The 24,568-nt window shown below is 65.1% G+C and carries 25 protein-coding genes and 1 riboswitch; of the genes, 3 read left to right on the forward strand and 22 right to left on the reverse strand.

Annotated features, from left to right (window positions below; genetic code table 11):
- Positions 1–40 precede the first annotated feature (40 nt).
- From ABIA70_RS01180 to ABIA70_RS01230, 11 genes are all read right to left on the reverse strand, one after another.
- Complete coding sequence (locus tag ABIA70_RS01180) at positions 41–367, reverse strand: DUF2469 domain-containing protein (protein ID WP_108599785.1); 327 nt, start codon at positions 365–367, stop codon at positions 41–43.
- Positions 368–423: 56 nt separating this feature from the next.
- A complete protein-coding gene (rnhB, locus tag ABIA70_RS01185; RefSeq protein ID WP_502917165.1) occupies positions 424–1,170 on the reverse strand; it encodes a ribonuclease HII in 747 nt (248 codons plus the stop codon).
- A gap of 11 nt (positions 1,171–1,181) precedes the next feature.
- Complete coding sequence (gene lepB / locus ABIA70_RS01190; RefSeq protein ID WP_354145799.1) at positions 1,182–2,000, reverse strand: signal peptidase I; 819 nt, start codon at positions 1,998–2,000, stop codon at positions 1,182–1,184.
- Positions 2,001–2,678 (reverse strand): signal peptidase I, encoded by a 678-nt coding sequence (gene lepB, locus ABIA70_RS01195; RefSeq protein ID WP_354145800.1) that lies wholly within the window; start codon positions 2,676–2,678, stop codon positions 2,001–2,003. It lies immediately after the preceding gene.
- 80 nt (positions 2,679–2,758) lie between these two features.
- Entirely contained in the window at positions 2,759–3,118 is a 360-nt protein-coding gene (rplS, locus tag ABIA70_RS01200) for a 50S ribosomal protein L19 (protein WP_108599783.1), read from the reverse strand.
- A 260-nt stretch (positions 3,119–3,378) separates the two neighbouring features.
- Positions 3,379–4,209, reverse strand: a complete 831-nt coding sequence (trmD, locus tag ABIA70_RS01205; protein ID WP_354145801.1) for a tRNA (guanosine(37)-N1)-methyltransferase TrmD — start codon at positions 4,207–4,209, stop codon at positions 3,379–3,381.
- Positions 4,210–4,755 (reverse strand): ribosome maturation factor RimM, encoded by a 546-nt coding sequence (gene rimM, locus ABIA70_RS01210; RefSeq protein ID WP_354145802.1) that lies wholly within the window; start codon positions 4,753–4,755, stop codon positions 4,210–4,212.
- A gap of 112 nt (positions 4,756–4,867) precedes the next feature.
- Positions 4,868–5,110, reverse strand: coding sequence for an RNA-binding protein (locus ABIA70_RS01215; RefSeq protein ID WP_056349097.1), 243 nt, complete (start codon positions 5,108–5,110; stop codon positions 4,868–4,870).
- A 1-nt stretch (position 5,111) separates the two neighbouring features.
- The gene (gene rpsP / locus ABIA70_RS01220) at positions 5,112–5,528 is read right to left on the reverse strand and encodes a 30S ribosomal protein S16 (protein WP_354145803.1); all 417 of its coding nucleotides are present in this window, start codon (positions 5,526–5,528) and stop codon (positions 5,112–5,114) included.
- Between the two features lie 194 nt (positions 5,529–5,722).
- Positions 5,723–6,160: a hypothetical protein gene (locus tag ABIA70_RS01225; protein WP_354145804.1), complete on the reverse strand. Its 438-nt coding sequence runs from the start codon at positions 6,158–6,160 to the stop codon at positions 5,723–5,725.
- Between the two features lie 116 nt (positions 6,161–6,276).
- Positions 6,277–7,152, reverse strand: coding sequence for a VOC family protein (locus ABIA70_RS01230; RefSeq protein ID WP_354145805.1), 876 nt, complete (start codon positions 7,150–7,152; stop codon positions 6,277–6,279).
- Between the two features lie 146 nt (positions 7,153–7,298).
- Positions 7,299–7,406: riboswitch (TPP riboswitch) on the forward strand.
- Here ABIA70_RS01230 and thiC point away from each other — a divergent pair.
- Complete coding sequence (gene thiC, locus ABIA70_RS01235) at positions 7,401–9,224, forward strand: phosphomethylpyrimidine synthase ThiC (RefSeq protein WP_354145806.1); 1,824 nt, start codon at positions 7,401–7,403, stop codon at positions 9,222–9,224. (Overlaps the previous riboswitch by 6 nt.)
- On the opposite strand, the gene ABIA70_RS01240 is transcribed toward thiC, so the two are convergent.
- Positions 9,207–9,941 (reverse strand): alpha/beta hydrolase, encoded by a 735-nt coding sequence (locus tag ABIA70_RS01240; protein WP_354145807.1) that lies wholly within the window; start codon positions 9,939–9,941, stop codon positions 9,207–9,209. The genes thiC and ABIA70_RS01240 overlap by 18 nt on opposite strands.
- Positions 9,942–10,009: 68 nt before the next feature.
- Positions 10,010–11,590 carry a signal recognition particle protein gene (gene ffh, locus ABIA70_RS01245; RefSeq protein WP_354145808.1) on the reverse strand — a complete coding sequence of 527 codons (1,581 nt, stop codon included), beginning with the start codon at positions 11,588–11,590 and terminating at the stop codon, positions 10,010–10,012.
- 89 nt (positions 11,591–11,679) lie between these two features.
- On the opposite strand from ffh, the gene ABIA70_RS01250 reads away from it, so the two are divergent.
- A complete protein-coding gene (locus tag ABIA70_RS01250) occupies positions 11,680–13,110 on the forward strand; it encodes a glucose-6-phosphate dehydrogenase (RefSeq protein WP_354145809.1) in 1,431 nt (476 codons plus the stop codon).
- A 94-nt stretch (positions 13,111–13,204) separates the two neighbouring features.
- On the opposite strand, the gene ABIA70_RS01255 is transcribed toward ABIA70_RS01250, so the two are convergent.
- Together ABIA70_RS01255 and ABIA70_RS01260 are read right to left on the reverse strand one after the other, a co-directional pair.
- The gene (locus ABIA70_RS01255) at positions 13,205–13,543 is read right to left on the reverse strand and encodes a P-II family nitrogen regulator (protein ID WP_354145810.1); all 339 of its coding nucleotides are present in this window, start codon (positions 13,541–13,543) and stop codon (positions 13,205–13,207) included.
- Positions 13,540–14,874: an ammonium transporter gene (locus ABIA70_RS01260; protein ID WP_354145811.1), complete on the reverse strand. Its 1,335-nt coding sequence runs from the start codon at positions 14,872–14,874 to the stop codon at positions 13,540–13,542. Before ABIA70_RS01260 ends, ABIA70_RS01255 begins: the two co-directional genes overlap by 4 nt.
- A gap of 224 nt (positions 14,875–15,098) precedes the next feature.
- Here ABIA70_RS01260 and ABIA70_RS01265 point away from each other — a divergent pair, with 224 nt between their 5' ends.
- On the forward strand, positions 15,099–16,367 hold the full coding sequence (locus ABIA70_RS01265) for an MFS transporter (RefSeq protein WP_354145812.1): 1,269 nt from the start codon (positions 15,099–15,101) through the stop codon (positions 16,365–16,367).
- Between the two features lie 37 nt (positions 16,368–16,404).
- Here ABIA70_RS01265 and ftsY read toward each other — a convergent pair whose 3' ends face one another.
- The 7 genes from ftsY to coaD form a co-directional block, all read right to left on the reverse strand.
- The gene (gene ftsY / locus ABIA70_RS01270) at positions 16,405–17,613 is read right to left on the reverse strand and encodes a signal recognition particle-docking protein FtsY (protein ID WP_354145813.1); all 1,209 of its coding nucleotides are present in this window, start codon (positions 17,611–17,613) and stop codon (positions 16,405–16,407) included.
- Positions 17,614–17,668: 55 nt separating this feature from the next.
- The gene (gene smc / locus ABIA70_RS01275) at positions 17,669–21,277 is read right to left on the reverse strand and encodes a chromosome segregation protein SMC (protein ID WP_354145814.1); all 3,609 of its coding nucleotides are present in this window, start codon (positions 21,275–21,277) and stop codon (positions 17,669–17,671) included.
- A 140-nt stretch (positions 21,278–21,417) separates the two neighbouring features.
- Positions 21,418–22,404, reverse strand: coding sequence for a bifunctional DNA-formamidopyrimidine glycosylase/DNA-(apurinic or apyrimidinic site) lyase (gene mutM / locus ABIA70_RS01280; protein WP_354145815.1), 987 nt, complete (start codon positions 22,402–22,404; stop codon positions 21,418–21,420).
- A gap of 7 nt (positions 22,405–22,411) precedes the next feature.
- Positions 22,412–23,140 carry a ribonuclease III gene (gene rnc / locus ABIA70_RS01285; protein WP_354145816.1) on the reverse strand — a complete coding sequence of 243 codons (729 nt, stop codon included), beginning with the start codon at positions 23,138–23,140 and terminating at the stop codon, positions 22,412–22,414.
- Positions 23,141–23,161: 21 nt separating this feature from the next.
- Positions 23,162–23,365: a 50S ribosomal protein L32 gene (gene rpmF / locus ABIA70_RS01290; protein ID WP_009356569.1), complete on the reverse strand. Its 204-nt coding sequence runs from the start codon at positions 23,363–23,365 to the stop codon at positions 23,162–23,164.
- Positions 23,366–23,401: 36 nt separating this feature from the next.
- The gene (locus tag ABIA70_RS01295; RefSeq protein ID WP_354145817.1) at positions 23,402–23,926 is read right to left on the reverse strand and encodes a YceD family protein; all 525 of its coding nucleotides are present in this window, start codon (positions 23,924–23,926) and stop codon (positions 23,402–23,404) included.
- Positions 23,927–24,053: 127 nt separating this feature from the next.
- Positions 24,054–24,554 carry a pantetheine-phosphate adenylyltransferase gene (coaD, locus tag ABIA70_RS01300; protein ID WP_354145818.1) on the reverse strand — a complete coding sequence of 167 codons (501 nt, stop codon included), beginning with the start codon at positions 24,552–24,554 and terminating at the stop codon, positions 24,054–24,056.
- Positions 24,555–24,568: the final 14 nt, after the last annotated feature.

Genomic DNA, 24,568 nt, shown 5'->3' on the forward strand with positions numbered 1-24,568 from the left:
AAACAGCGGTGTGGAGGAGGAGTGGGCATGCGGACAACGGTCAGTTGCCGAGGTCAACATCCTTCGGCAAGGCAAGTTCCTCGTTGCGCGGGAGTTCTTCAACGTTGACGTCCTTGAACGTCAGTACGCGGACCGTCTTGACGAAGCGGGCCGAACGGTAGACGTCCCAAACCCACGCATCGTGCAGGGTCAGGTCGAAGTAGACCTCGCCGTCGGCGCTGCGGGCCTGGAGGTCTACGTGGTTCGCGAGGTAGAAGCGGCGCTCGGTCTCGACAACGTAACTGAAGAGCCCGACGACATCCCGATATTCACGGTAGAGCTGCAGCTCCATGTCGGTTTCGTAGTTTTCAAGATCCTCTGCACTCATGCTTCCATCTTGCACCATTCAGGCCGCCACGGGCGCCGCGGTGGCCGGGGAGGACGCTAGGTTCCCGCCTCAGGAAACAGTTCGCCGCCCAGAAGGTTCCAGCTCACGCGGTGGTATGGCGTAGGCCCGGCGGCGCGGAGGGCGTCGCGGTGGAGCGGAGTGGCGTAACCCTTGTTGAGGTCCCAGCCGAAATCGGGGTATTCGAGGTGCAGTCCCCGCATTTGCCCGTCGCGCTCCACCTTGGCAATAACACTGGCGGCCGCGACACTGAGGCACTGCATGTCCGCTTTGATCTTGGTGTGGACCGGGGCGTCACAGCCCGGACCCGGGGCCGCCTCATCGAACAGGGAACGTTGTTCCGGCGGCGAGAGCCAGTTGTGGCTCCCATCAAGCAGAACCACGTCCGGACTGACGCCTGCCGCGAGGATCTCCAGCCATGCACGGGTTCCGGCCAGCCGGAGCGCCGCGATGAGGCCCAGGGCATCAATCTCCCGGGAGGAGGCGTGGCCTACAGCCGAAGCCACGCTCCAGCTCCTGACCAGCGGTTCCAGGCGTTCCCGCTCCATTGGGCTGAGCAGCTTGCTGTCCCTTACCCCGGACAGGGGCTTCTGCTTGTGGAGGTCCACCACGGCGATCCCTACACTGACAGGTCCTGCCAGGGCCCCGCGGCCCACCTCATCGACTCCGGCGAGATAGCGGGCACCCTGCGCCTTGAAGGTCCGCTCGTGCCGGAGCGTCGGCGCCTTGGAACGGACTGGCGATACCTGGCGGGCTGGAGCCGTGGCCACGGCGTCCGGAGTAATTGCGGACAAAGCTATCCCCCCGCAGGCACGTTCCGGAACACGGCAGGGTAGTTGTCCAGGACCTTGATCCGGTTCAGCGGCCAGGCAATGACGGCCGCCTTGCCCTCCACATCCTTCAGGTCAACGAATCCGCCGTTCGAATCCAGATGGGAGCGGGAATCAGCGGAATGGTTGCGGTTATCGCCCATGACCCAGATCTTCCCTTCAGGAACGACGACGTCGAAGGCACGCATCTGCGGTTCTTCGTCAACGTTGATGTAGCTCTCATCGATCGGAGTGCCGTTAATGGAGAGTTTACCGTCGGCGCCGCAGCAGATCACGTGGTCACCGGGGAGCCCTATGGCCCGCTTGACGAGGTGCTGTTCGGAGTTATCCGGCAGCAGGCCCACGAAGGTGAGGCCGTCCTGCACCCACGTGAACGGTCCGTTTTCTTTCTCCGGCGCGGTGTTCAGCCAGCCCTGGGTGTCCCGGAAGACCACCACGTCACCCCGCGAGAGCGCGAACGGCTCGGGCACGAGGAGGTTGACGAAGATGCGGTCGTTGACGTCCAGGGTGTTAACCATCGACTCCGAGGGAATATAGAAGGCCCGGAAGAGGAAAGTCTTGATGAGGAAGGAGAGCACCACGGCAATCACCACGACTGTTGCGATTTCCTTCAGCCAGACGAAGAGCTGGCTTGGTGCAGCGGGCACGGCCTTGGGCGACGAGGAACGCCTTCCCGGTGCGGGCGCTGCCGGACCGGCGTCAGCCTCGGTGGAAGTACCTTCCCCGGAGGTACCGGGCGCACCGTCACGGGGCGGCTCTGGTATCCGGGCGTGATTCTCGGGCATCTACTGTACGTCCTCTGTCATTAGGCCTGCCGCTGCCGGCCGTGGTATCTCAGCAAATCTATCAAGTGGCCAGATGATCCGGACCGGCCTGCCGATCACCCTCTCCAACGGGACCATGCCCCCGCCCGGTGCACCAAGCAGGCTCCGGGAATCAGCCGACTCTGAGCGGTGGTCGCCCAGGAGCCAAAGCCGGCCGGCCGGCACCACCGCGCTGAAGGTCTGGGTGCTTGGCTCGTCCCCTTTGAACAGGTACGGCTCGTCAAGCGCTTTTCCGTTCACTGTGATCTTGCCGTCGGCGTCGCAGCAGACCACGGTATCCCCCGGAAGGCCGATGACACGCTTGACGTACGTGGTGTCGCTGCCGGCCAGTCCGAGCCATTGGCCCGTTTCGCCAAGGGCATCGAGCACGGGCCCACGGCCGCTGTTGAGGGGCGCGAATGAACCCCTGCCGTCAAAGACCACGATGTCGCCACGGCGGATGGGGTCGGCGTTGAAGTCGGTTCTGGAAACGAGAATACGGTCGCCGCGTTCAAACGCCGGTTCCATGGACCCTGACGGAATGAAGTAGACATCCAGCCAAAGCGAACGCACCAGCCCGCTGACAGCCACGGCCAGCAGAAGTACGAGCAACGCAAAACGCCAGCCCGTTTTTCGGGGCTGGCGTTTTGTCTGGTCCATGATCCATATTCCTGGGGCGCTGTTACGAAAATGGCGCTGGCCTGGTACGGCTGGGGCCTGCTTTGTAGGTCCGGTAAGACCTACTTGGCGGTGTGGAAGTCGCGCTTTTCCTTGATCTTGGCAGCCTTGCCGCGCAGTTCGCGCATGTAGTAAAGCTTGGCGCGGCGCACGTCACCCTTGGAAACGACCTCGATCTTTTCAATGATCGGGGAGTGAACCGGGAACGTACGCTCCACGCCGACGCCGAAGGAGACCTTGCGGACCGTGAAGGTTTCGCGGAGGCCATCGCCGTGGCGGCCCAGGACGAAGCCCTGGAAGACCTGGACACGGGAGTTCTTGCCTTCGATGATGTTCACGTGAACCTTGAGGGTGTCACCCGCGCGGAACTCGGGAACATCGGTGCGCAGCGAGGCTGCATCTACTGAATCGAGAATATGCATAATTGCACTCCTGGTGAACGCCACAGGTCATTCACTTTGGGTCACGGCGGGCAAGCCCGGATGTACCGGAAATTACCGCCGAAAGTTAAGTGGGTCCGGTTCCTTCACTGATTGAAAGTACCGGGTTGTCCAGCTGTTGGTTGCGCTCCCCCTGTAGCAGGTGCGGACCCAGCAGACACAAGGACTAATTTTGCCACAATCGCACGCCTACAGCCAATCGCCGCCTCCGGTAATCGCGCCGGTTCAGGCTGAGGCACGCTTCAGGCAGCGGGGCCGGTTCCCGCGTCCTCGTCGGTCCCGGACCCTCCCCGGGCGCGGAGGTGACCGTCGACGACGTCGTACCCCAGCTCCGCCAGCGCGGTCCGGTCGGCACGAGGCAGCTTCCCGGCGTCGAACTTTTCGAGTAAGTCAGGGCGGCGCTGGGCCGTCCGCCGGTACTGCTCGTGGCGGCGCCACTGGGCAATCTTGCCGTGGTTGCCGCTCAGCAGCACCGCGGGCACCTCCCGCTCACGCCAGCTTGAGGGTTTGGTGTAGACCGGGTATTCCAGCAGACCGTCTGAATGGGATTCCTCCACCAGCGATTCCGGGTTCCCCACCACTCCGGGCAGCAGCCGGCCGATGGCTTCCACCATGGCCAGGACAGCCACTTCGCCGCCGTTCAGCACATAGTCGCCAAGGCTCATGGGCCGCACCGTGAAGTGCTCTTCCGCCCATTCAATGACACGCTCGTCGATGCCCTCGTAGCGTCCGCAGGCGAAAACGAGCTGGTCCTCTTCGGCCAGTTCATGTGCCAGCGCCTGGGTGAACCGCTCGCCCGCGGGCGACGGCACGATCAGCACCGGCTTTGCTGCCTTGCCCGCGCTGGCTTCAGCCACGGCTTCCAGCGCCTGGGCCCAGGGCTCTGCCTTCATCACCATGCCGGCCCCGCCGCCGTAGGGCGTGTCATCGACAGTGCGGTGTTTGTCGGTGGTGAAGTGGCGGAGGTCATGGACGTGCAGGTCCAGCAGCCCGTCCTGGCGGGCCTTGCCGATGAGGGACAGCTCCAGGGGCGCCAGGTATTCGGGGAAAATACTGACGACGTCGATTCTCATCTACGCGTTCTCCTCCGGTTCGCCTGTACCGGCGTCCTCGGAGTTGATGTCAAACAGTCCGTCCGGGGGTGTCAGCAGGATAAATCCGCCGGCCACGTCGACTTCCGGAACGATCTGTTCCACGAACGGGACGAGGATTTCCTTGCCGTCCGCGCCTTCGATCACCAGCAGATCCTGGACGGGCATGGTGTGCAGGGCCGCGACCTTGCCGACAACCTGTGACCCGACCCGCGCCTCGAGTCCCACAAGCTCGTGCTCGTACCAGCCCTCGTCGTCGTCCTCATCCAGCTCTTCAGTCTCGATGAACAGCTTGGCTCCGCGCAGCGTCTCCGCCTGGTTGCGGTTTTCAATGCCGGCGAATCCAAGCAGGAGGATGTCTTTGTTCCAGCGTGCACTCTCAACAGTCAGCGGTCCGGCCGACGCGGGTTCCACCACGAACTCCGTGCCGGGAACAAACCGGTCTTCCGGGGCGTCCGTCAGCACCTGGACCGTCACTTCCCCACGGATTCCATGCGGTTTGCCGATTCGTGCGACCTGAAGCTGCATCTGTTCCCCTGTCCGGTTGTGGGTTACCCACGGTGTTTGTAGTGAAAGCACTCCGGCCCCTCCACCGTTACTGGTGGAAGGGCCGGAGCAAAAAACTGATATTGCCGGGCGCTTAGCGGCGGCGGTCGGTGTCGACGACGTCGACCCTTACCGGCTCGCCGTCTGCCAGTGCCGCCACAACGGTGCGCAGTGCCCGTGCGGTGCGGCCCTGGCGGCCGATCACCCGTCCCAGGTCATCCTGATGAACACGGACCTCGAGGGTGTCCCCGCGGCGGTTGTTCTTCGAGCTGACCTTGACATCTTCCGGCGAATCAACGATTCCCCGAACCAGGTGTTCGAGCGCCTCTGCCAGCAATCTACTCAGCCTCGGTGGTCTCTGCCTCGGCCGGGGCCTCGGCTGCGTCAGACTGCTTTGCCTTCTTGGTGATGGCTTCCGGGATGATCACGGAACCCTTTTCCGGGGTAACGAAGGCAGCCTTGGGAGCCTTCGTCTTCAGGGTGCCTTCCTGGCCCGGGAGGCCCTTGAACTTCTGCCAGTCACCGGTGATCTTGAGGATCGCGGCAACCTGCTCGGACGGCTGTGCGCCAACGCCGAGCCAGTACTGGGCACGGTCCGTGTCGACCTCGATGTATGAGGGCTCTTCGGTGGGGTGGTACTTGCCGATTTCTTCGATGGCACGGCCGTCACGCTTGGAGCGTGCGTCCATGACGACGATGCGGTAGTACGGTGCGCGCATTTTGCCAAAGCGCTTAAGGCGAATCTTTACGGCCACTTTTGTGGTCACTCCTGTTTCAGAAAGGGGGTGAACCGACGTTCTGCACCCGTGGGGCGGGCCATACTTGAGGGTTCGAAGGACAGGATCCGGACGCGGAGAGAGGGGCCACGCAGATCGAGTACCTGTTTATTGTGCCAGATCAGCGTCAGGATTTCGACTTGACACGTGCTGACCAGGCATACGCCGGCCATCTAGGAGGACCAGACATACACCCCGCTGCGCTCCGCATCATCGATGGAGGCGGCAAGCTCAGCGAGCTGCTGTACATATTTGCGGGCATCCGCCGCGCCAAAGGGCATGTCGTCCTGGGCCGCCCACTCTTCTGCGACGTCTTCAAGGACATTGCCTTCGCCCTCGGTTTCGTAGGTGAGCAGGTCCGCGAGCGCCCGCACCATGGCCGGCGGTACGCCGAGGAGGGAGTCACTGGAAACATCAACCATGGCAAGTTCATAGCCTTCACCGCCGGCGTGGACCGCCGCTCCGGCGAGGTCGCCCAGCTGCTCTATCTCGAAGTCACTGACCCCTGGAATGCGCACGGCCGGACCTTCCGGCGAGCCTCCGGCATCAAGGACCCCGGCGCGCTTCAGCGCGGCGTCGTGGGTAGCTACAAAGATTTCTGTGAAGCCCATGGGAACAGCCCTCATTCCGTCGACGGTGCGGCACTGTCGGGCAGCTTTAAGTGCCGCCCGGGCCGTTCGGAATCAGCCTAGTACATGGCGGGCCGCACCCCTGGCCTGCGCGGAGTTCAGCGGACGGCGACCCGGATGCTGTTACGCCACGGGTCCTCGAAGCGCAGTTCGGCTCCTGTGTTGCGCGAGGCCACCCCGGCTGCTTTCAACCGTTCGGCGAGCGCCCCGACGTCGTCACCCGAAGGGACTTCGATGAGCACCTCGCCCAGGCCCAGGGTGTCCTTGCGCGGCCCCGCGCCGCGGCTGTTCCAGACGTTCATGGCCATGTGGTGGTGGTACCTGCCGGCTGAGACAAACAGCGCCTGCCCGTGCCAGCCCGCGGTCTTTTCGAAGCCCAGGGTGTCCACGTAGAACTTCTGGGCGGAGTGGACATCGCCCACCTGGAGGTGGATGTGGCCGACGCCGGCACCGGCCCCGTGCCGGCCTTCCAGGGATTCCTCGGTCAGGTGCTGCTCAAGATAGCGCTGCGGCGGCAGCGCAAGGCTGTCCATGACCACGTCGGTGCCTTCCCAGGACCAGTTTTCCCGGGGCCGGTCCCAGTAGAGTTCGATGCCGTTGCCCTCAGGGTCATTGAAGTAGAAAGCCTCACTGACGAGGTGATCGGCGCTGCCGGTGAAGGACCGGGGTTCGTACTGGGCGGTGGTTGCCACGGTGGCGGCCAGCGCGGCGCGGGTCTCGAAGAGAAGCGCGGTGTGGAAAAGCCCCGCTTCTCCCCTGCCGGGAAGATTCAATGAGGGGGCTGCTGCGAGGTGGACCAGGGGTCGCTGCAGCCGGCCCAGGTAGACACCGCCGTCCTGCTCCGCAACGACCTCCAGGCCAAGGGCGCGCTGGTAGTAGTCCGTCATCAGCTTCATGTCGCCCACCTTGAGCATCACGGTGCCCATGGTGAGATCGGCAGGAAGGAGATCCTGGCTGGTTGCTTCTGCAGTCATTGAAAACTCCCGTATCCCGTGGTCTTCGGGTTCGAAGGCCGCTATGAACCTAATTTACTTGAAGCTTCAATTTAATTCAAGTGCTTCTGCTTTTCTGATTATCCCCATCGGCTCAGCCCGGGAAGGTCATGCTGTGGTAGCTTCGTCTACGACCACACGGGGGCCCACGCATGGGCTGAGATCAGGCTGACGCTGCCTGCGACCGTTGAACCTGTCCGGGTAATGCCGGCGAAGGAAGTGAGTATCCCTTGAGCACCACCGAAACACAGCACAGCCCTGTCCACGGGACAATCAAAAACACCGAGTCACTGAAGTCCCATTCCCTGGCGTACCTTGAGGATCCGGACAACGGCATCCGGGTCCCCGTCACCGAGATCGCCCTGGAACCCTCCCCCAACGGCGAAGCCAACACGCCATTGCAGGTCTACCGGACGGCGGGTCCCGGCAGCGATCCCGTCGTCGGCCTGGAACCGTTCCGCTCCTCCTGGATCGAATCGCGAGGTGACACCGAGGCGTATTCAGGCCGCGGGCGGAACCTGTTCGACGACGGCCGCTCGGCCGTCCGCCGGGGGGCGGCTTCATCGGAGTGGAAAGGAGCGCGGCCGGTGCCCCGCCGCGCCGTCGAAGGCAGGACGGTGACCCAGATGCACTACGCCAGAGCGGGCATCATCACTCCGGAGATGAGGTTTGTTGCGCTGCGGGAGAACTGCGACGTTGAGCTGGTCCGCAGCGAGGTGGCTGCCGGGCGTGCCATCATCCCCGCCAATATCAACCACCCGGAATCAGAGCCGATGATCATTGGCAAGGCTTTCCTGGTGAAGATCAACGCGAACATCGGAAACTCCGCGGTGACCAGTTCCATCGCCGAGGAAGTCGACAAACTCCAGTGGGCCACGCAGTGGGGCGCGGACACCGTCATGGACCTCTCCACCGGCGATGACATCCACACCACCCGCGAATGGCTCCTCCGCAATGCACCTGTGCCGATCGGCACCGTGCCCATCTACCAGGCCCTCGAGAAGGTCAACGGCGAGGCCAACGCCCTGACCTGGGAAATTTTCCGCGACACCGTCATCGAGCAGTGCGAACAGGGCGTGGACTACATGACCGTCCATGCCGGCGTGCTGCTCCGCTACGTTCCGCTGACGGCCAACCGCGTCACGGGCATCGTGTCCCGGGGCGGCTCCATCATGGCCGGCTGGTGCCTGGCGCACCACCAGGAAAACTTCCTGTATACCCATTTCGACGAACTCTGCGAAATCTTCGCGAAGTACGATGTGGCGTTCTCACTGGGGGACGGCCTGCGGCCGGGAGCGACGGCGGACGCCAACGACGCCGCCCAGTTCGCCGAACTGGATACGCTGGCTGAACTTACCCAGCGTGCCTGGGAGTTCGATGTCCAGGTCATGGTGGAGGGTCCCGGACACGTGCCTTTCCATTTGGTGCGCGAGAACGTGGAGCGGCAGCAGGAACTGTGCAAGGGCGCCCCGTTCTACACCCTCGGTCCCCTGGTCACCGATGTGGCTCCCGGCTATGACCACATCACCTCCGCCATCGGCGCCACCGAAATCGCCCGCTACGGCACTGCGATGCTCTGTTATGTCACACCGAAGGAACATCTGGGACTGCCCAACAAGGACGACGTCAAAACCGGAGTGATCACCTACAAGATTGCCGCCCATGCCGCGGATCTTGCCAAGGGCCACCCCGGCGCCCACGAGCGGGACGATGCCCTGTCCAAAGCGCGGTTCGAGTTCCGGTGGCGCGACCAGTTCGCGCTGTCCCTGGACCCGGTGACCGCAGAGGCGTTCCATGACGAAACCCTGCCTGCCGAGGCCGCGAAAACAGCCCACTTCTGCTCCATGTGCGGACCGAAGTTCTGTTCGATGAAGATCAGCCAGGACATCAGGGACGAATACGGTTCAGCCGATTCCCAGGCAGCAATCGCCGAGGCATACAGCGGCATGCGGGCCAAGAGCGCGGAGTTCATGGCGTCCGGCGGCAGGGTTTATCTGCCTGAACTGCAGGTACCGGCAACCGACGCTGAGGCGGCCTTAGGAAGCCTGAACTGACGCTGACCTGCTGGCCTCGGCGATAAAGGACCGGATGGCGCGGTCGCCTTCCGCCGAGTCCTGGGGCCGGTGCCCGCCCGCAGCGATGCGGTGCAGGGCGCCGGTCTCGCGCAGGTACCCGGCAATTTCCTCATAGAGCGGTTCCCACCCCCCGGTAACCACCATGGTGGGGACCCCGGGAACGATGTGAAGCGGCGCTTCCCAGGGCGGCGCCTGCAGCCGGAGCCGGCGTGCTGACCGCTTTTCCTCCGGCGTGGCGGGCTCCTGCAGGTCCGCCGCGAACATCCTGCGTACGAACTCACGCTGGAAGTCTTCATCGCCCAGCTGGTGCCGGACGTCAAAGAGCGGCCGCATGAGCGCAACATGGGCTGAGGTGGCAGGCAGTTCAGCGGTCAGCGACAGGCACGCCGGCTCCACCAGGGTCAGGGAGAATACGAGGTCAGGACGCTGGACGGCGGCCATCATGGCTGCGATGGAGCCTTGGGCATGGGCGACAACGTGGCCGCCGGCGCCTCCGCGGCCGTCATCGGCCAGCGAGCGCAGGATGATGTTCGTGTCCTCCGTAAAGGAAGACTCCAAGGGCTCGGCGACGGGGTCGAAGCCGTGCCGCCGGAGGAACAGTGCATCGTAGGCCAGGGCCATTCCGTGCTGACGCGGCCACGCCGCCGCCCCGAAGGGCCCGGCGCCGTGCACGAACACTACCCTCTGCTTGAACATGACCCAACCCTATTCGACGGCACTGACATCCTCACGACCCGGCACCATGCCGGGCTTTGAAGACCGGGCTACTTGCCGAGGAACTTGTCGAAACCCTTGGGCAGGTTCAGCTGCGAGGGATCGAAGTCGCCGGACTGCTGGCCGAACGCAGCACCGGTGGGAAGCGCCTTCGCGGCCCCCGCCCTTCGCGCCTCGGCGTCCTTGAGCTCCTGCGCCGCCTTGGCAGGGTTGCCGGAACGGGCCTTCTTCTTCGGTGCGTTCTTTCCGCCCTTGCGCGCCCCGCCGGGACCGCCCATGCCGGGCATCCCCGGCATTCCGGGCATGCCGCCGCCCTGGGCCATCTTTTTCATCATCTTCTGGGCCTGCGCAAAACGCTCCAGCAGGCCGTTGACCTCCGAGACGTGCACGCCCGAACCGCGCGCGATGCGCGCCCGGCGGGAGCCGTTGATGATCTTCGGGGCTACCCGTTCGTGCGGCGTCATGGAACGGACGATGGCCTCGACACGGTCGATCTCGCGCTCGTCGAACTGTTCAAGCTGCTGGCGGATGTTCTGGGCCCCCGGCATCATCATGAGCATCTTCTTCATGGAGCCCATGTTGCGGATCTGCTGCATCTGGGAAAGGAAGTCGTCGAGGGTGAAGTCTTCCTGGTCGGCGAACTTCTTCGCCATCCGGGCAGCTTCGTCCTTGTCCCAGTTCTTTTCCGCCTGCTCAATCAGCGTCAGGACGTCGCCCATGTCCAGGATGCGTGAGGCCATCCGGTCAGGGTGGAAAAGCTCAAAATCGTCAACACCTTCACCCGTGGACGCGAACATAACGGGCTTCCCGGTGACCGACGCGACTGAAAGCGCGGCACCGCCGCGGGCGTCGCCGTCGAGCTTTGACAGGACGACACCGGTGAAGTTGACGCCCTCATCAAAGGCCATGGCCGTATTGACGGCGTCCTGGCCGATCATGGCGTCAATGACGAAGAGCACTTCGTTGGGAACGATGGCGCGGCGGATCTGGCGCGCCTGCTCCATCATCTCTGTGTCAACACCGAGGCGTCCGGCAGTGTCCACGATGACAAAGTCGTGCAGCTTCTGGCGCGCTTCCTCGACGCCGGCGCGTGCGACGGCGACAGGGTCACCGGCCGGGTGCTCCAGTTCGGAGGTTGCGCCCGGGTGCGGGGCAAAGACGGGAACGCCGGCGCGCTTGCCGACCACCTGGAGCTGGGTGACGGCGTTGGGACGCTGGAGGTCGCACGCCACCAGGATGGGGCTGTGGCCCTGGGACTTCAGCCACTTGGCGAGTTTTCCCGCGAGCGTGGTTTTACCGGCACCCTGAAGGCCGGCAAGCATGATGATGGTGGGGCCGGTCTTGGCCATCCGGATGCGGCGGGTCTCACCGCCGAGAATCTCAACCAGTTCCTCGTTGACGATCTTCACGATCTGCTGGCTGGGGTTCAGCGCCCCGGACACCTCGGCCCCGAGGGCGCGCTCACGCACGCGGGCCGTGAATTCGCGCACCACGGGAACGGCGACATCGGCATCCAGGAGGGCGCGGCGGATCTCCCGGACGGTGGCATCGACGTCGGCCTCCGTGAGGCGGCCCTTGCCACGGAGATTCTTGAAGGTTGCTGTCAACCGGTCAGAGAGTGAATTGAACACGCGCCGCGCACTTCTTTCAGTGGAGTTACAGGTGGGACTCGACTATCTAGGGTACCAAGACGGGCCTGCAAGATGGCATGCTGTCGTAGGTGACGAGCCAAACGAGTGTAAAAACGCTGCTCATCCTGGGTGCCTCCGGGGATCTGACCGGACGGCTGCTGCTGCCCGGTCTTGCCCGGCTGGTGGCCAAAGGCCGCGCCGAGGGGCTCAGGCTGGTGGGCGCCGGCTCGGACGACTGGCCCGCCGAAAAGTGGCGGGCCCGGGTCCAGGACGCCTTCGCCGCTGCCGCGGAGACCGCGGACGCGGCCGGGAAAAAGGCACTCAAAGCGCTGGCGAAGGCGACGGAATACCACCAGCTTGATGTGACGGCGGACGGGGCTCTGGCCGCTTTGCTGGCGGGCCTGGACGGGCCCACAGCGGTCTACTTTGCCCTCCCACCCCGTGTGAGCCAGCTCGCCTGCGAAGCGCTGCGGCCCGAACAGGTACCCGCCGGAACGCGGCTGGTGATGGAAAAGCCCTTTGGTTCCAGCGAGGCATCCGCACGTGCGCTGAACGGGACGCTTGCGGCACTGGTTCCCGAGGACCACATCCACCGCGTGGACCATTTCCTGGGCAAAGCCACCGTGCTGAACATCCTGGGCCTGCGTTTCGCCAACAATTTCCTGGAGCCTGTCTGGAACCGCGAGCACGTTGAAAAGGTGGAGATCATCTTCGACGAGGACCTGGCGCTCGAAGGGCGCGCACGGTACTACGACAACGCCGGCGCACTGCGGGACATGATCCAGAGCCACCTGCTGGAGATCATGGCCCTTGTAGCCATCGAGCCGCCGGCCACCATCGGAGAGCGGGACCTGAGGGACGCCATCGCCACCGTGCTGCGGGCCAGCAGCATCAGCGCGCCTTACGCAAAGTCGACGCGCCGGGCCGTTTACACGGCAGGGTCGGTCTCGGGCAAAAAGGTCCCCGACTATGCGAAGGAAACCGGGGTGGACCCGGCCCGGGGCACGGAGACCCTCGCGGAGGTCCAGGTGGAGATCGACAACTGGCGCTGGAAGGGCGTCCCCTTCATCCTGCGCTCGGGCAAGGCCCTGGGCGCAAAGCGCAAGGAGGCTGTGATCACGTTCCGTCCGGTCCCCCACCTTCCGGGAGGCTTTACGGGAGTGGACTCCCCCAACCAGCTGCGGATCGGTTTCGGACCGGACACGCTCCAGTTCGACGTCGACGTCAACGGCCCGGGCAGCATCTTCAGCCTGAGCCGGGTCACGTTGAACACCGAACTGAGCGCTTCGGAGTTGCTGCCTTATGGCGAAGTGCTCGAAGGTGTGCTGAACGGGGATCCCCTCCTGTCGGTACGCGGCGACACAGCCGAGGACTGCTGGCGGATCATTGAGCCCGTGCTGAAGGCCTGGCAGCGGGGCACCGTGCCGTTGGAAGAGTACGACGCCGGCTCCGCAGGTCCCGAAACATGGCCAGCTCGGGTAGGCAGTCCCGTTCGGCCGGGCCCGGGGCCCGCCGACTAAGTCGCGGCAGGCAGAGTAACCCGTGCAACAGAAAGAGCAGGCAGGAAACCTTGGAGGTTTCCTGCCTGCTCTTTGTGCGTCTGCAGTGAATTTGCTAGATCGCGGCGACGCCGCGTTCTCCGGTGCGGACCCTGACTGCCTCGTGGACATCCACCATCCAGACCTTGCCGTCGCCGGCCCGGCCGGTGTTGGAGCTGGCGATGATGACATCCAGGATGTCGTCGGCCTGCTCGTCGGTGGCGAGCACCTCGACCCTTATCTTGGGCAGGAGGTCCACGTTGTATTCGGCTCCCCGGTAGACCTCTGTGTATCCGCGCTGGCGGCCGTAGCCGCTCGCTGCGCTGACCGTCAGCCCCTGGACGCCGTACGACTCCAGGCCTTCCCGGATGGATTCGAGCTTCTCCGGCCGGACGATTGCTGTGATCAGTTTCATGCCTCTACGCTTTCCTTGCCTGTTGCGGCCTCTGACTTCTTGGCTCCTTCGGAGGATCCCTTGCCCGTGATCAGTTCGTGCAGCGGCTGGAAGCTTCCGCCGTGGCCGCCCACTCCGAACTCGTAAGCCGTCTCGGCGTGCAGGCTGAGGTCAACACCAACCACTTCCTGCTCCTGGGAGACGCGGAAGCCCATCGTCTTGTGGATGGCGAAGGCGATGATCGCCGTGAGGATCGCAGAGTAGGCAATGGCAATACCCGCTGCTGCGAGCTGTGCCCAGAGCTGGGCCGCGCCGCCGCCGTAGAAGAGGCCGCCGCCCACTCCATCGGTGGGCAGGGCGATGAAGCCCAGCGCAACGGTTCCGATGATGCCGGAGACGAGGTGCACGCCCACAACATCCAGGGAGTCATCAAAGCCCCAGCGGAACTTCAGGCCTACTGCCAGGGCCGAGGCGACACCGGCCACAACGCCGAGTCCAAGTGCGCCCACCGGGCTGACGTTGGCGCAGGCGGGGGTGATGGCCACGAGGCCTGCCACCACACCGGATGCGGCGCCCAGGGAGGTGGGGTGGCCGTCGCGGATGCGTTCGGTGATGAGCCAGCCCAGCATGGCGGCGGCCGGAGCTGCGAGGGTGTTGATCCAGATCAGGCCGCCCTGCTCAGCGGTGGTTGCTGCGCCGCCGTTGAAGCCGAACCAGCCGAACCACAGGATGGCAGCGCCAAGCATCACGAAGGGGATGTTGTGCGGGCGGTGGTTCGGGTCCTTGCCGAAGCCGCGCCGGTTGCCGATGATCAGAACAAGAACCAGGGCCGCAACACCGGCGTTGATGTGGACTACGGTGCCGCCGGCGAAGTCGATGGCCGGGCCGAGGGCCTGTCCAATGGCTCCTTCAGGGCCGAAGAGTCCGCCGCCCCACACCATGTAGGCCAAGGGGCAGTAGACGAGTGTGACCCAGACCGGCACGAACACGGTCCAGGCGCCGAACTTGGCGCGGTCAGCGATCGCGCCGCTGATCAGTGCCACAGTGATGATGGCGAAGGTAGCGGCGTAACCGACCTTGATCAGGCCGTCCGGCGTCGTGATGCCCTCAAGGCCGAAGGTTGCGAAGGGGTTCCCTACGATCTGCAGGAAGCCCTCACCGGAGCTCATGGAAGCGCCCCAGAGAACCCATACGACGCCGACCATTCCGATGGAGATGAAGCTCATCATCATCATGTTCAGCGCAGCCTTGGCGCGCGTCATGCCGCCGTAGAAAAATGCCAGGCCCGGTGTCATGAACAGCACGAGTGCTGCCGCCACCATAAGCCATACGTGACCTGCGGTAAGTTCCATGGTGCACGTCCTCCCTATATCGATTCTGCGGACCAGCCGCCTGCCAACGCCTTTTGCGTCCTGCTTCGAGTTTGTCGCTGCCGTGTTTCGCCCGCGGAGGATTTAGATTGCGGGTTTGTTACAACAACCTCTAGGAAGTAAATGGTGCATCTCCGGCTTGTTACGGTTATGTTTCATCATTGCCGCCGACGCCCGGCCGCTGATTTTGCAAGGAACCCACTCCTATGACGGCACCATCCCGCGTGAGCCGCGTCACAACAAGGATCCTGGCGGTTATTCGTCCCGAGCGGGCGCGGCTTCCCCGGGACATCAAGGTGATGTTGGCCGCAGCGTTCCTGATTGCCTTGGGATTCGGGCTCGTTGCGCCCGTGTTGCCGCAATTCGCAACAACCTTCGACGTCGGAGCTACCGCCGCTGCCGTGATTGTGAGCATCTTCGCCTTCATGCGCCTGGTGTTCGCTCCGGCGGGCGGGGCGATGATCGGCAGGCTGGGCGAGCGGCCTGTCTACGTGGCCGGGCTGCTTATTGTGGCCGGTTCGACGGCGGCGTGCGCGTTTGCCCAGGACTACTGGCAGCTCCTGGTCTTCAGGGGCCTGGGCGGCGTGGGTTCGGTGATGTTCACCGTGGCCTCGATGGCGTTGGTGATCAGGCTGGCGCCGCCGGAAAGCCGGGGCCGGGTATCGGGCGCGTACGCCTCAGCCTTCCTGATAGGGAACGTGTGTGGACCGATTGTGGGCGGCATGCTGGCCGGCTTCGGTCTGAGGGTCCCGTTCCTTGGCTACGCGGCGGCGCTTGTCCTGGCCGCTGTGGTGGTGCAGACCCAGCTCAGCCATGTGCCTTCCACCATTCGCTCCGCCGGCAGCCACGGCCCGGCCATGCGGTTCGCCGACGCTTGGGGAGTTGGCGCCTACCGTTCGGCCATGCTGTCCAGCTTCGCCAACGGATGGGCCACCTTCGGTGTCCGGATGGCCACGGTGCCACTCTTCGCGGTGGCTGCCCTCGGCTCAGGCCCGGAGGCGGCGGGCCTTGCTTTGGCCGTGTTCGCCGCCGGCAACGCAGCTGCCCTGACGGTCTCGGGCCGCCTGGCGGACAGCCTGGGCAGGCGCCCGATGATGGTGGCCGGCCTGCTGGTTGCCGGTTTCGCTACGGCAGCCATCGGCTTCACGGGCGATCTGGGGTGGTTCCTGGCCGCCTCGGCTGTCGCCGGCGCCGGGTCGGGCCTGCTTGGCCCCGCCCAGCAGGCCGCGATCGCGGACGTCATCGGGAGCAAACGGTCCGGCGGGCGGGTCCTGGCGGCATACCAGATGACTTCGGATGTCGGGGCGATCGCGGGGCCGGTCCTGGCCGGCGTCCTGGCCGACCAGCTCGGGTACGGCTGGGCTTTCGGCGTCACCGGCGGTGTGCTGGTGCTGGCGGCGGCGGTCTGGGCGGGCACCGCGGAGCCGCTGAAACGGACCGAGGGGTGGGATTCCGCCGCTAAAGCCGGGGCTTAGCGGCGGGATCCCACCCCTCGAAGATGGAAACGGGCGCTTAGTTCAGCAGCGCGTCAACAAAGCCTTCCGCCTCAAAGGGAGCGAGGTCATCGGCCCCTTCGCCGAGGCCGATGAGCTTGACGGGCACACCGAGCGATTTCTGGATGGCCACCACAATCCCGCCCTTCGCGGTGCCATCGAGTTTGGTCAGGACGATGCCGGTGATGTTCACCACCTCGGCGAAGACGCGGGCCTGGTTCAGGCCGTTCTGGCCGGTGGTGGCGTCCAGCACCAGCAGCACCTCGTCGACTTCGGCCAGCTTCTCGATGACACGTTTGACCTTGCCCAGTTCATCCATCAGGCCTGTCTTGTTCTGCAGCCGGCCGGCGGTGTCAATCATGACGACGTCGACCTCCTGGTCAATCCCTGCCTTCACCGCCTCATAGGCGACTGAAGCCGGGTCGGCGCCGTCGACGTCGGACTTCACAGTGGGGACGCCCACACGCTGGCCCCAGGTGGCCAACTGTTCCGCCGCGGCGGCCCGGAAGGTGTCCGCCGCGCCCAGCAGCACGTCTTTGTCCTCGGCGACAAGCACGCGCGCGAGCTTGCCGACCGTGGTGGTCTTGCCGACCCCGTTGACGCCGACCACCAACACAATGGCCGGCTTGTCCGCATGGCGGGTGACGTTCAGGCTGCGGTCCATGGTGGGATCCACCAGCTTGATGAGTTCCTCACGCAGCAGCGCCTTGACCTGCTCCGGGGTCCTGGTGCCGAGCACCTTCACGCGCTCCCGGAGGGCATCGACCAACTGCATGGTTGGTTCCGTCCCCAGGTCGGCCAGCAGGAGGGTCTCCTCGACCTCGTCCCAGACGTTTTCGTCAATACTGTCGCTTGAGAGCAGCGCCAGCAGGCCTTTGCCCAGGATGTTGTTGGAGCGTACCAGCCGCTCACGCAGCCGGGTGAGGCGGCCGGCCACCGGCAGGGGCGTCTCCACCGGGATGGTTTCGAGGCCTGCGGCGTCGTCGGGAACCTCGGTCACCTCAAGGTCTTCGAGGTCGACGCCGGCAGGGGTCTTCCGCTCGGCAGGCGCCACGGGTGCGTCCTCGAGCAGTGTTCCGCCACCCCGCGGTGCGACGGGATCATTGGCGTCACGCGTACCCGGGTACTGGGTGATGTTCTTCCGCGTCTTCAACAGGACCGGGATCAGCCCGCCAATAACCGCCAGGGCAGCAACAATGGACAGAATAATGGGGAGGATGTCATTCACTCCCCTAGCTTCTCACAAACGCGTCAGGCGTTCGGGGCTGTGACCGGCGCGGAGGCTAGACCTCAGCGCCAAGGCGCTGGCTGATGACCGTGGACACGCCGTCCCCCCGCATCGTCACGCCGTACAGAGCGTCCGCCACTTCCATGGTCCGCTTCTGGTGGGTGATCACGATGAGCTGGCTGGACTCCCGCAGCTCTTCGAAGATGGTGATGAGCCGGCTCAGGTTGGTGTCATCAAGGGCCGCTTCGACTTCGTCCATCACATAGAACGGTGACGGCCGGGCCTTGAAGATGGCCACCAGCAGGGCGACGGCGGTCAGGGAACGTTCGCCGCCGGACAACAGGGAGAGCCGCTTGATTCTCTTTCCGGCAGGGCGTGCCTCAACCTCAATCCCCGTGGTCAGCATGTCCGAGGGATCGGTCAGGACCAGGCGTCCCTCCCCGCCGGGAAAGAGGCGCGCGAAGACACGGACGAACTGCGCCTGGGTGTCTTCAAAGGCTTCGGCGAAAACGCGCTGGACGCGGTCATCCACTTCTTTGATGATGTCCAGCAGGTCCTTGCGGCTCGCCTTGAGGTCCTCCAGCTGGGTGCTCAGGAACTGGTGCCGTTCCTCCAGCGCGGCGAACTCCTCCAGGGCAAGCGGGTTCACCCGGCCCAGGCTGGACAGGTCCCGCTCGGCCTTCCGGAGGCGCTTCTCCTGTTCCTCCCGCACGAACTGTTTGCCTTCGACGACGGGGGCGCCGTCGTCATCCACCGGTGCCCGCAGCGCGGCCCATTTGTCGTTGCTTTCCTCAGCCGGGACCGGAACAGGGACGTCCGGGCCGTAGTCTGCCACCAGCACGTCGGGAGTGATGCCGAGTTCGTCGATGGAACGGGTTTCCAGGGCTTCGATCCGTGCCCGCTGCTGGGTGCGGGCCAGTTCGTCGCGGTGCACTGTATCGGTCAGCCGGGCCAGCTCTGCCGCCATGGCCGTGGTTTCCGTCCTGGCTTCCAGGAGTCCGCGGTCCCGCAACTCCCTGTTTTCCTCGGCGAGGTCGCGCTCATGGGCTGCGAGCTCCACGGAGATGTCGATGAACCCGGCTGCCAGCCCAACTGCGGCGGACACGGCGCCGGCACGCCTGGCCTGGCTGCGGCGGACACGGGCCCGCTCGGCCGCTTCCTCCCGCGCCCGGCGTTCCGTAGCCGCCGCGCGCTCCAGAGAAAGGGCACGGTTGCGGTGGGCAGTCAGCTGCTCCTCAGCGCTGCGGAGCGTGAGCCTGGCCTCCATTTCGGCAGAACGCGCCTGTGAGGCTGCCAGCGCCAGCGCATCGCGGTGGGCAGTGGAGGGTTCTTCTTCGGCGGGCGCCTCCTGCGCCGCAGCCAGCCGGGCTGCGACGGCTGCGAGCGACTCCTCTTCTGTGTCCACGTTGGCCTCTGCTTTTGCAAGGGATGCGGCCAGCCTGTCGCTCTCCCCCACGGCGCTGCGCAGGACCGAATTCAGGTGGCCCAACCGCTCTGCGACTGCCGCGAGCCGGGCATCGGATTCGTGCAGGCGGTCCAGCGCGGCATCAGCCCGGCTCTGCGCGGCTGTCCGCCTGACCTTGGCGGCGGCCAGCGCGAACATGTTCCGCTCCAAATCCGTGGTGACGTCCCGGAGCCGGTACTCGGCGTCGTCGACGGCGGCCTGTACCTCCAGGAGTGAGGGCGCCTTCGCGGAACCGCCGGCGACCGTCATGGCGGTAAAGACGTCCCCGGCCCGGGTCACTGCTGTCAGTCCCGGATTGGCCGCCACAAGGCGGGCTGCAGCTTCCAGGTCCCCGACGACGGCGACCCCTTCCAGGAGCGCGGCGACGGCACGGCCGGTGGCTCCTGACGCCGAAACGAGTCCCGTGGCGTACTGGGCTCCGTCGGGCAGTTGTTCGGGCGCGTGTGCGGACTGTGTCCGTGGCTGGCCCGCTCCCGGAGTGGGCGCGGCCGATTGCAGGAGCAGCGCGGCACGGCCGGCGTCGTCGTCCTTGAGCAGCCGGAGAACGGCCGCTGCGGCCTGCGGGTCCTGCACGAGGATGGCCTCGGACGCCTCGCCCAGGGCCGCAGCGATCGCCGTCTCGCAGCCCGCCTCAACACTCAGCTCTGACGCCAGCGTGCCGCTGACGCCGGCGAGTCCTGCATTCAGCGCATGGCCTGCACCGTCTTTGCGGTTCAGGCCGAGCTGCAGGGCGTCGCGGCGGGCGGCCAGAGCATCACGTTCGCGCATGGCGCCTGCCTCCGCCTCGGTGAGGCCGGCAATATCCTGGATTGCGGCGTCCAGCTCGGCGCTCGCATCCTCATACTCGGCGTCAAGGCTCTCCTCGCCTTCCTCGACGCCTGCTACCTGCGTCTCCAGCGCCGTGAATTCGGATTGCGCCTGCCGCCTCCGTTCGGAGCCGGCAGCGAGGGACTCCCGCAGCCTGCCAAGCTCAGCCTGGGCCGATTCCACCCGCGACCGGGCGGCGCCCACCTGGCCCGCGAGCCGGGCGAGGCCTTCACGCCGGTCGGCTGCGGCGCGCAGGACCGCGGTCAGCCGTTTCTCCTCCGCGAGCGACTCCTGCTCGGCACCGGTCCTGGCCGCGGTGGCTGCGTCAAGGGCGCTGGCCTTGTCAAGGATGTGGCGTTCGAGTTCCGCCAGCTCTTCGCGGACCCGCGCAGCCTGCCGTTCCAGCTGGTCCGGATCCCGTCCCGATTGTGGCTCGGCGTCCACTGAGCCGAGGATCCTGCTGCGCTCCTGTGCCAGGGATCCGAGGGAGCGGAGCCGCTCGCGGGACGCGGAGAGCCGGTACCAGGTGTCCCGCGCGGCATTGAGCCGCGGGGTTGCCTCGGCCGCCAGCTGCTCGAGTTCCGCGAGCCGCCTTTGCCCGGCCTCCAGTTCCTGCTCCACGTTCAGCCGCCGCGCCTTGAGCGCTTTCTCGTCCGCCACGTCCTGTTCAAGCGAGCTCTGGAGCCGCGCGAGGTCATCGGCCAGGAGCCGGGCCCGGGCATCCCGGACGTCGAACTGGACGCGTTGGGCCCGGCGCGCCACCTCGGCCTGTTTGCCCAGCGGCGTGAGCTGACGCCTGATTTCCCCGGTCAGGTCCGTGAGCCGCTGAAGGTTGGCCTGCATCGCTTCAAGTTTGCGGACCGTCTTCTCCTTCCGGCGGCGGTGCTTCAGGATCCCGGCAGCTTCCTCGATGAATCCGCGGCGGTCCTCCGGAGTGGCGTGCAGGACCTTGTCCAGCTGCCCCTGGCCCACAATGACGTGCATCTCCCGGCCAAGCCCGGAGTCAGACAGCAGTTCCTGAATGTCAAGAAGCCGGCAGCCGGCTCCGTTGATGGCGTACTCGGAGCCACCCGTGCGGAACAGGGTCCGCGAGATGGTGACCTCGCTGTATTCGATGGGGAGGGCGCCGTCGGTGTTGTCGATGGTCAGCGAGACGTGGGCCCGGCCCAGGGGCGGGCGGCCTGAGGTGCCGGCGAAGATGACGTCCTCCATCTTGCCGCCCCGAAGCGTCTTGGCGCCCTGCTCCCCCATTACCCAGGCGAGGGCGTCCACGACGTTGGACTTGCCTGAGCCGTTGGGCCCCACCACGGCGGTGACGCCGGGCTCAAAATCGAACGTCGTGGCGGACGCGAACGATTTGAACCCCCGGACGGTCAGGCTCTTGAGGTGCAAGGTGTTTCGGATCTCCTGAGTGGCTGAGGCAGTTTCTGCTGCCCCAAATCTACTTGGTATGGGCGGCTTTCCGCGGATTTGCGGTTGCCTGTCCCTGCCCGGCCACGGGGTGGGGACGGCCCTGGGGCCACCGGGTGGGCCTAGAAGCGCCCGTTCCGGGGCCGGGGCTGGCAGACCGGGCAGGTATGCGAGGAACGGTTCATGAACTGCTCGCGGCGGATGGTGGAGTGGATTCCCGCAGCGGCGCACCGCCCGCAGGGCTGCCCCTCCCTGCCGTAGGCGCTCAGGGAGCGGTCAAAATATCCTGAGGCGCCGTTGACGTTGACGTAGAGGGAATCGAAGCTGGTCCCGCCCGCAGCCAGAGCGTCCAGCATGACCTCCCGGGCGCACCGCAGCACCCGTTCCGCTTCCTGCCGCTTCAGGGTGTCTGTGGGCCGGGCATAATGCAGCTGCGCACGCCACAGGGCCTCATCCGCGTAGATATTGCCGATTCCCGAGACCAGGCCCTGGTCCAGCAGGGCGCGTTTGAGTCCGGTCTTTCGTTTCCGAAGGCGCCGGTAGAACAGGTCGAAGGAGAACGCCGGGTCCAGGGGATCGCGGGCGATATGTGCGGCTTCCCCGGCAATCAGCGGCATGGGCGACTCGGCAAGCCCGCCCGGGCCGCCGTCGTCCGTGGGGACCATCGCGGTCACAAAGAGTCCCCCGAAGATCCGCTGGTCCACAAACCGTAACTGCTCCGGCATCCCCTCGCGCGGGCTCAGCCGGAGCCGGACTTTCAGGTGCTTTTCGTCAGGAGCTGCTTCGTCCTGCATCAGTAACTGCCCGCTCATGCCCAGGTGGGCCATCAGGGCGACGGCGGGACTGCTGTCCGGACCGGGCCCGCCTCCGGCCGCCGGCGGGGAATCCGGGGAATTCGGGGAATCTGTCAAGGGAAGCCACAGGAATTTGCCGCGCCGCACCACGTCAATGACTGTGGCGCCCCGAAGGTTTCCGATGAAATCCTCAAGACCCAGTGCATGGCGCCGGATGGATCTGGGGTCCAGGACCTCAACAGAGGTGATGGTCCGGCCGCGCACCCAACTCACCAGTCCGCGGCGGACCACTTCCACTTCCGGAAGTTCAGGCATGGCGCGCCTAGGCGCCGGCGGCGGACCCGGGTGATCCGCCGGCTTCCGCTGATCCAACGGTTCCGGACAGTGCCCGCCAGGCGTCAGCGGCGGCTTCCTGCTCCGCTTCCTTCTTGGAGTGGCCGGATCCGTTGCCGTATGGCGTTCCGCCGATGTTCAGGACAGCCGTGAAGGTCCGGGCATGGTCAGGGCCGGCCCCCTCCACTGCGTAGTAGATGGTTCCGAGCTGCCTGCTGGCGGCGAGTTCCTGGATGCTGGTCTTCCAGTCTGTGCCGGCCCCAAGGGCGGCGGCATCCTTCAATAGCGGCCCGATCAGGCGCATGACCAGCTGGCGTGCAGTCTCGATGTCGTTCGACACGTAGGTGGCGCCGATCAGCGCCTCCATGGTGTCGGCCAGGATCGAGGCCTTGTTTTTGCCTTCGGTCAGCTTTTCGCCCTGGCCCAGGTAGATAAACTCCCCGATGCCGAGGCTGCGGCCGATGCCTGCGAGGGCGCGCGTGCTGACCACAGCGGAACGGCGCTTGGCCAGATCGCCTTCGGGCAGCGTCGGGTTGTCCCGGTACAGGGCGTCCGTCACCGAGAAGCCCAGGATGGAGTCACCCAGGAACTCGAGACGCTCGTTCGTGGGGATGCCGCCGTTTTCGTAGGCGTAGGAGCGGTGTGTGAGCGCAAGACGAAGCGTCCCGGCGTCAATAGAGACACCGAGACGCTTCAGAAGCTCTTCAGTTGAAGACATCATCTCAGCCTTAGGGGCCGATTAGACGTCTGCGACCTTGCGTCCCTTGTACTCAAGGAACAGCGCAGTGCCAGCCGAGTCGGTAACGACTTTTGCCTGGTGCGGCAGGCTGTAAGTAACCTGGCCGTTCTCTACGGTCTTCACCAGGTGGGGGGCAGTTGCCTTCCACTGGGAGCGGCGGGCGCGGGTATTCGAGCGAGACATTTTCCGCTTCGGGACAGCCACGGCTAACTCATTTCTCTCTAGACAAACACGTACAAATCAGTTTTGCCGGTCAGGCTTAGCCAGGTCGGCTAGGGCAGCCCAGCGAGGATCCAGGACCTCGTGGTGATGACCCGGCTCGTCTTCCAGGCGAATTCCGCATTCGGAACAAAGGCCCTGGCAGTCTTCCCGGCACACCGGCTGGAACGGCAGCATGGTTACAACTGCGTCCCGCAACACCGGTTCAAGATCGATAAGATCGTGCTCGACTCGACGTTGCTCTTCTTCATCTTCTTCATCCAAAGACAGTATGCCTTCATAGAAGAAAAGTTCCTGCACATCGACCTCAAGGTCATACGCAAGGGGATCCAGGCATCGGCCGCACTCGCCCGTTACCCGGGCGGTTGCGGTTCCTGAGACCAGGATTCCTTCGTGTACGGCCTCAAGCCGCAGGTCCAGCCCGATATCCGAGCCTTCCTGGACGCCAATGAGTGCCACACCAAGATCACTCGGTGCGGGTACATGTTCCGTCAGTGTCCGCATGCTTCCCGGGCTGCGCCCGAGGTCCTTGACGTCGAACGCCAAGGGCGAACTAGCATCTCGTTTAATGAGAACTCCTGTTGAACATATGACCGACGTACCATCTTAGCCTGAAGAACCTTAGGGACTCAAACCAGGCGACGGACGGCCCGTCGAAAGTACCGCGACAAGCCTACCCTCTGTTCGGCTGGTCCGGCGCAGACCCGCCAGCGAGCATCCTCTTCTGCACAGAGCGGGGCACATAGTCCGAGACGTTGCCACCCAGCCCTGCCACTTCCTTGATCAGGGTGGATGACAAATGGAGGTAGTGCGCCTCGGCCGGCAGGAAGACCGTCTCGACGCCGCTGAGCTGTCGGTTCATGGTGGCCATGGGGAGTTCGTAGTCAAAGTCCGACGAGGAACGGAGGCCCTTCACGATCGCGGAGACTCCACGCTGGCGGCAGTACTCAGCCAGCAGGCCGTCCCCGACAGGCTCCACCACGATGCCTTTGAGGGAGGCCAGGGTTTCCCGCGCCATGTCGATCCGGTCCCCCAGGCTGAACATGTACTTTTTCGCATAGTTGGTGGACACGGCCACAATCACTTCATCGAAGAGGCCCGCCGCTCGGGCGATTACCTCGAGATGACCGTTATGAATGGGGTCAAAGGATCCGGGGCAGACAGCGCGTCTCATGCACCGAACCTACC

This window comes from Arthrobacter sp. 754, from assembly GCF_040548695.1.
Taxonomy (GTDB): domain Bacteria; phylum Actinomycetota; class Actinomycetes; order Actinomycetales; family Micrococcaceae; genus Arthrobacter.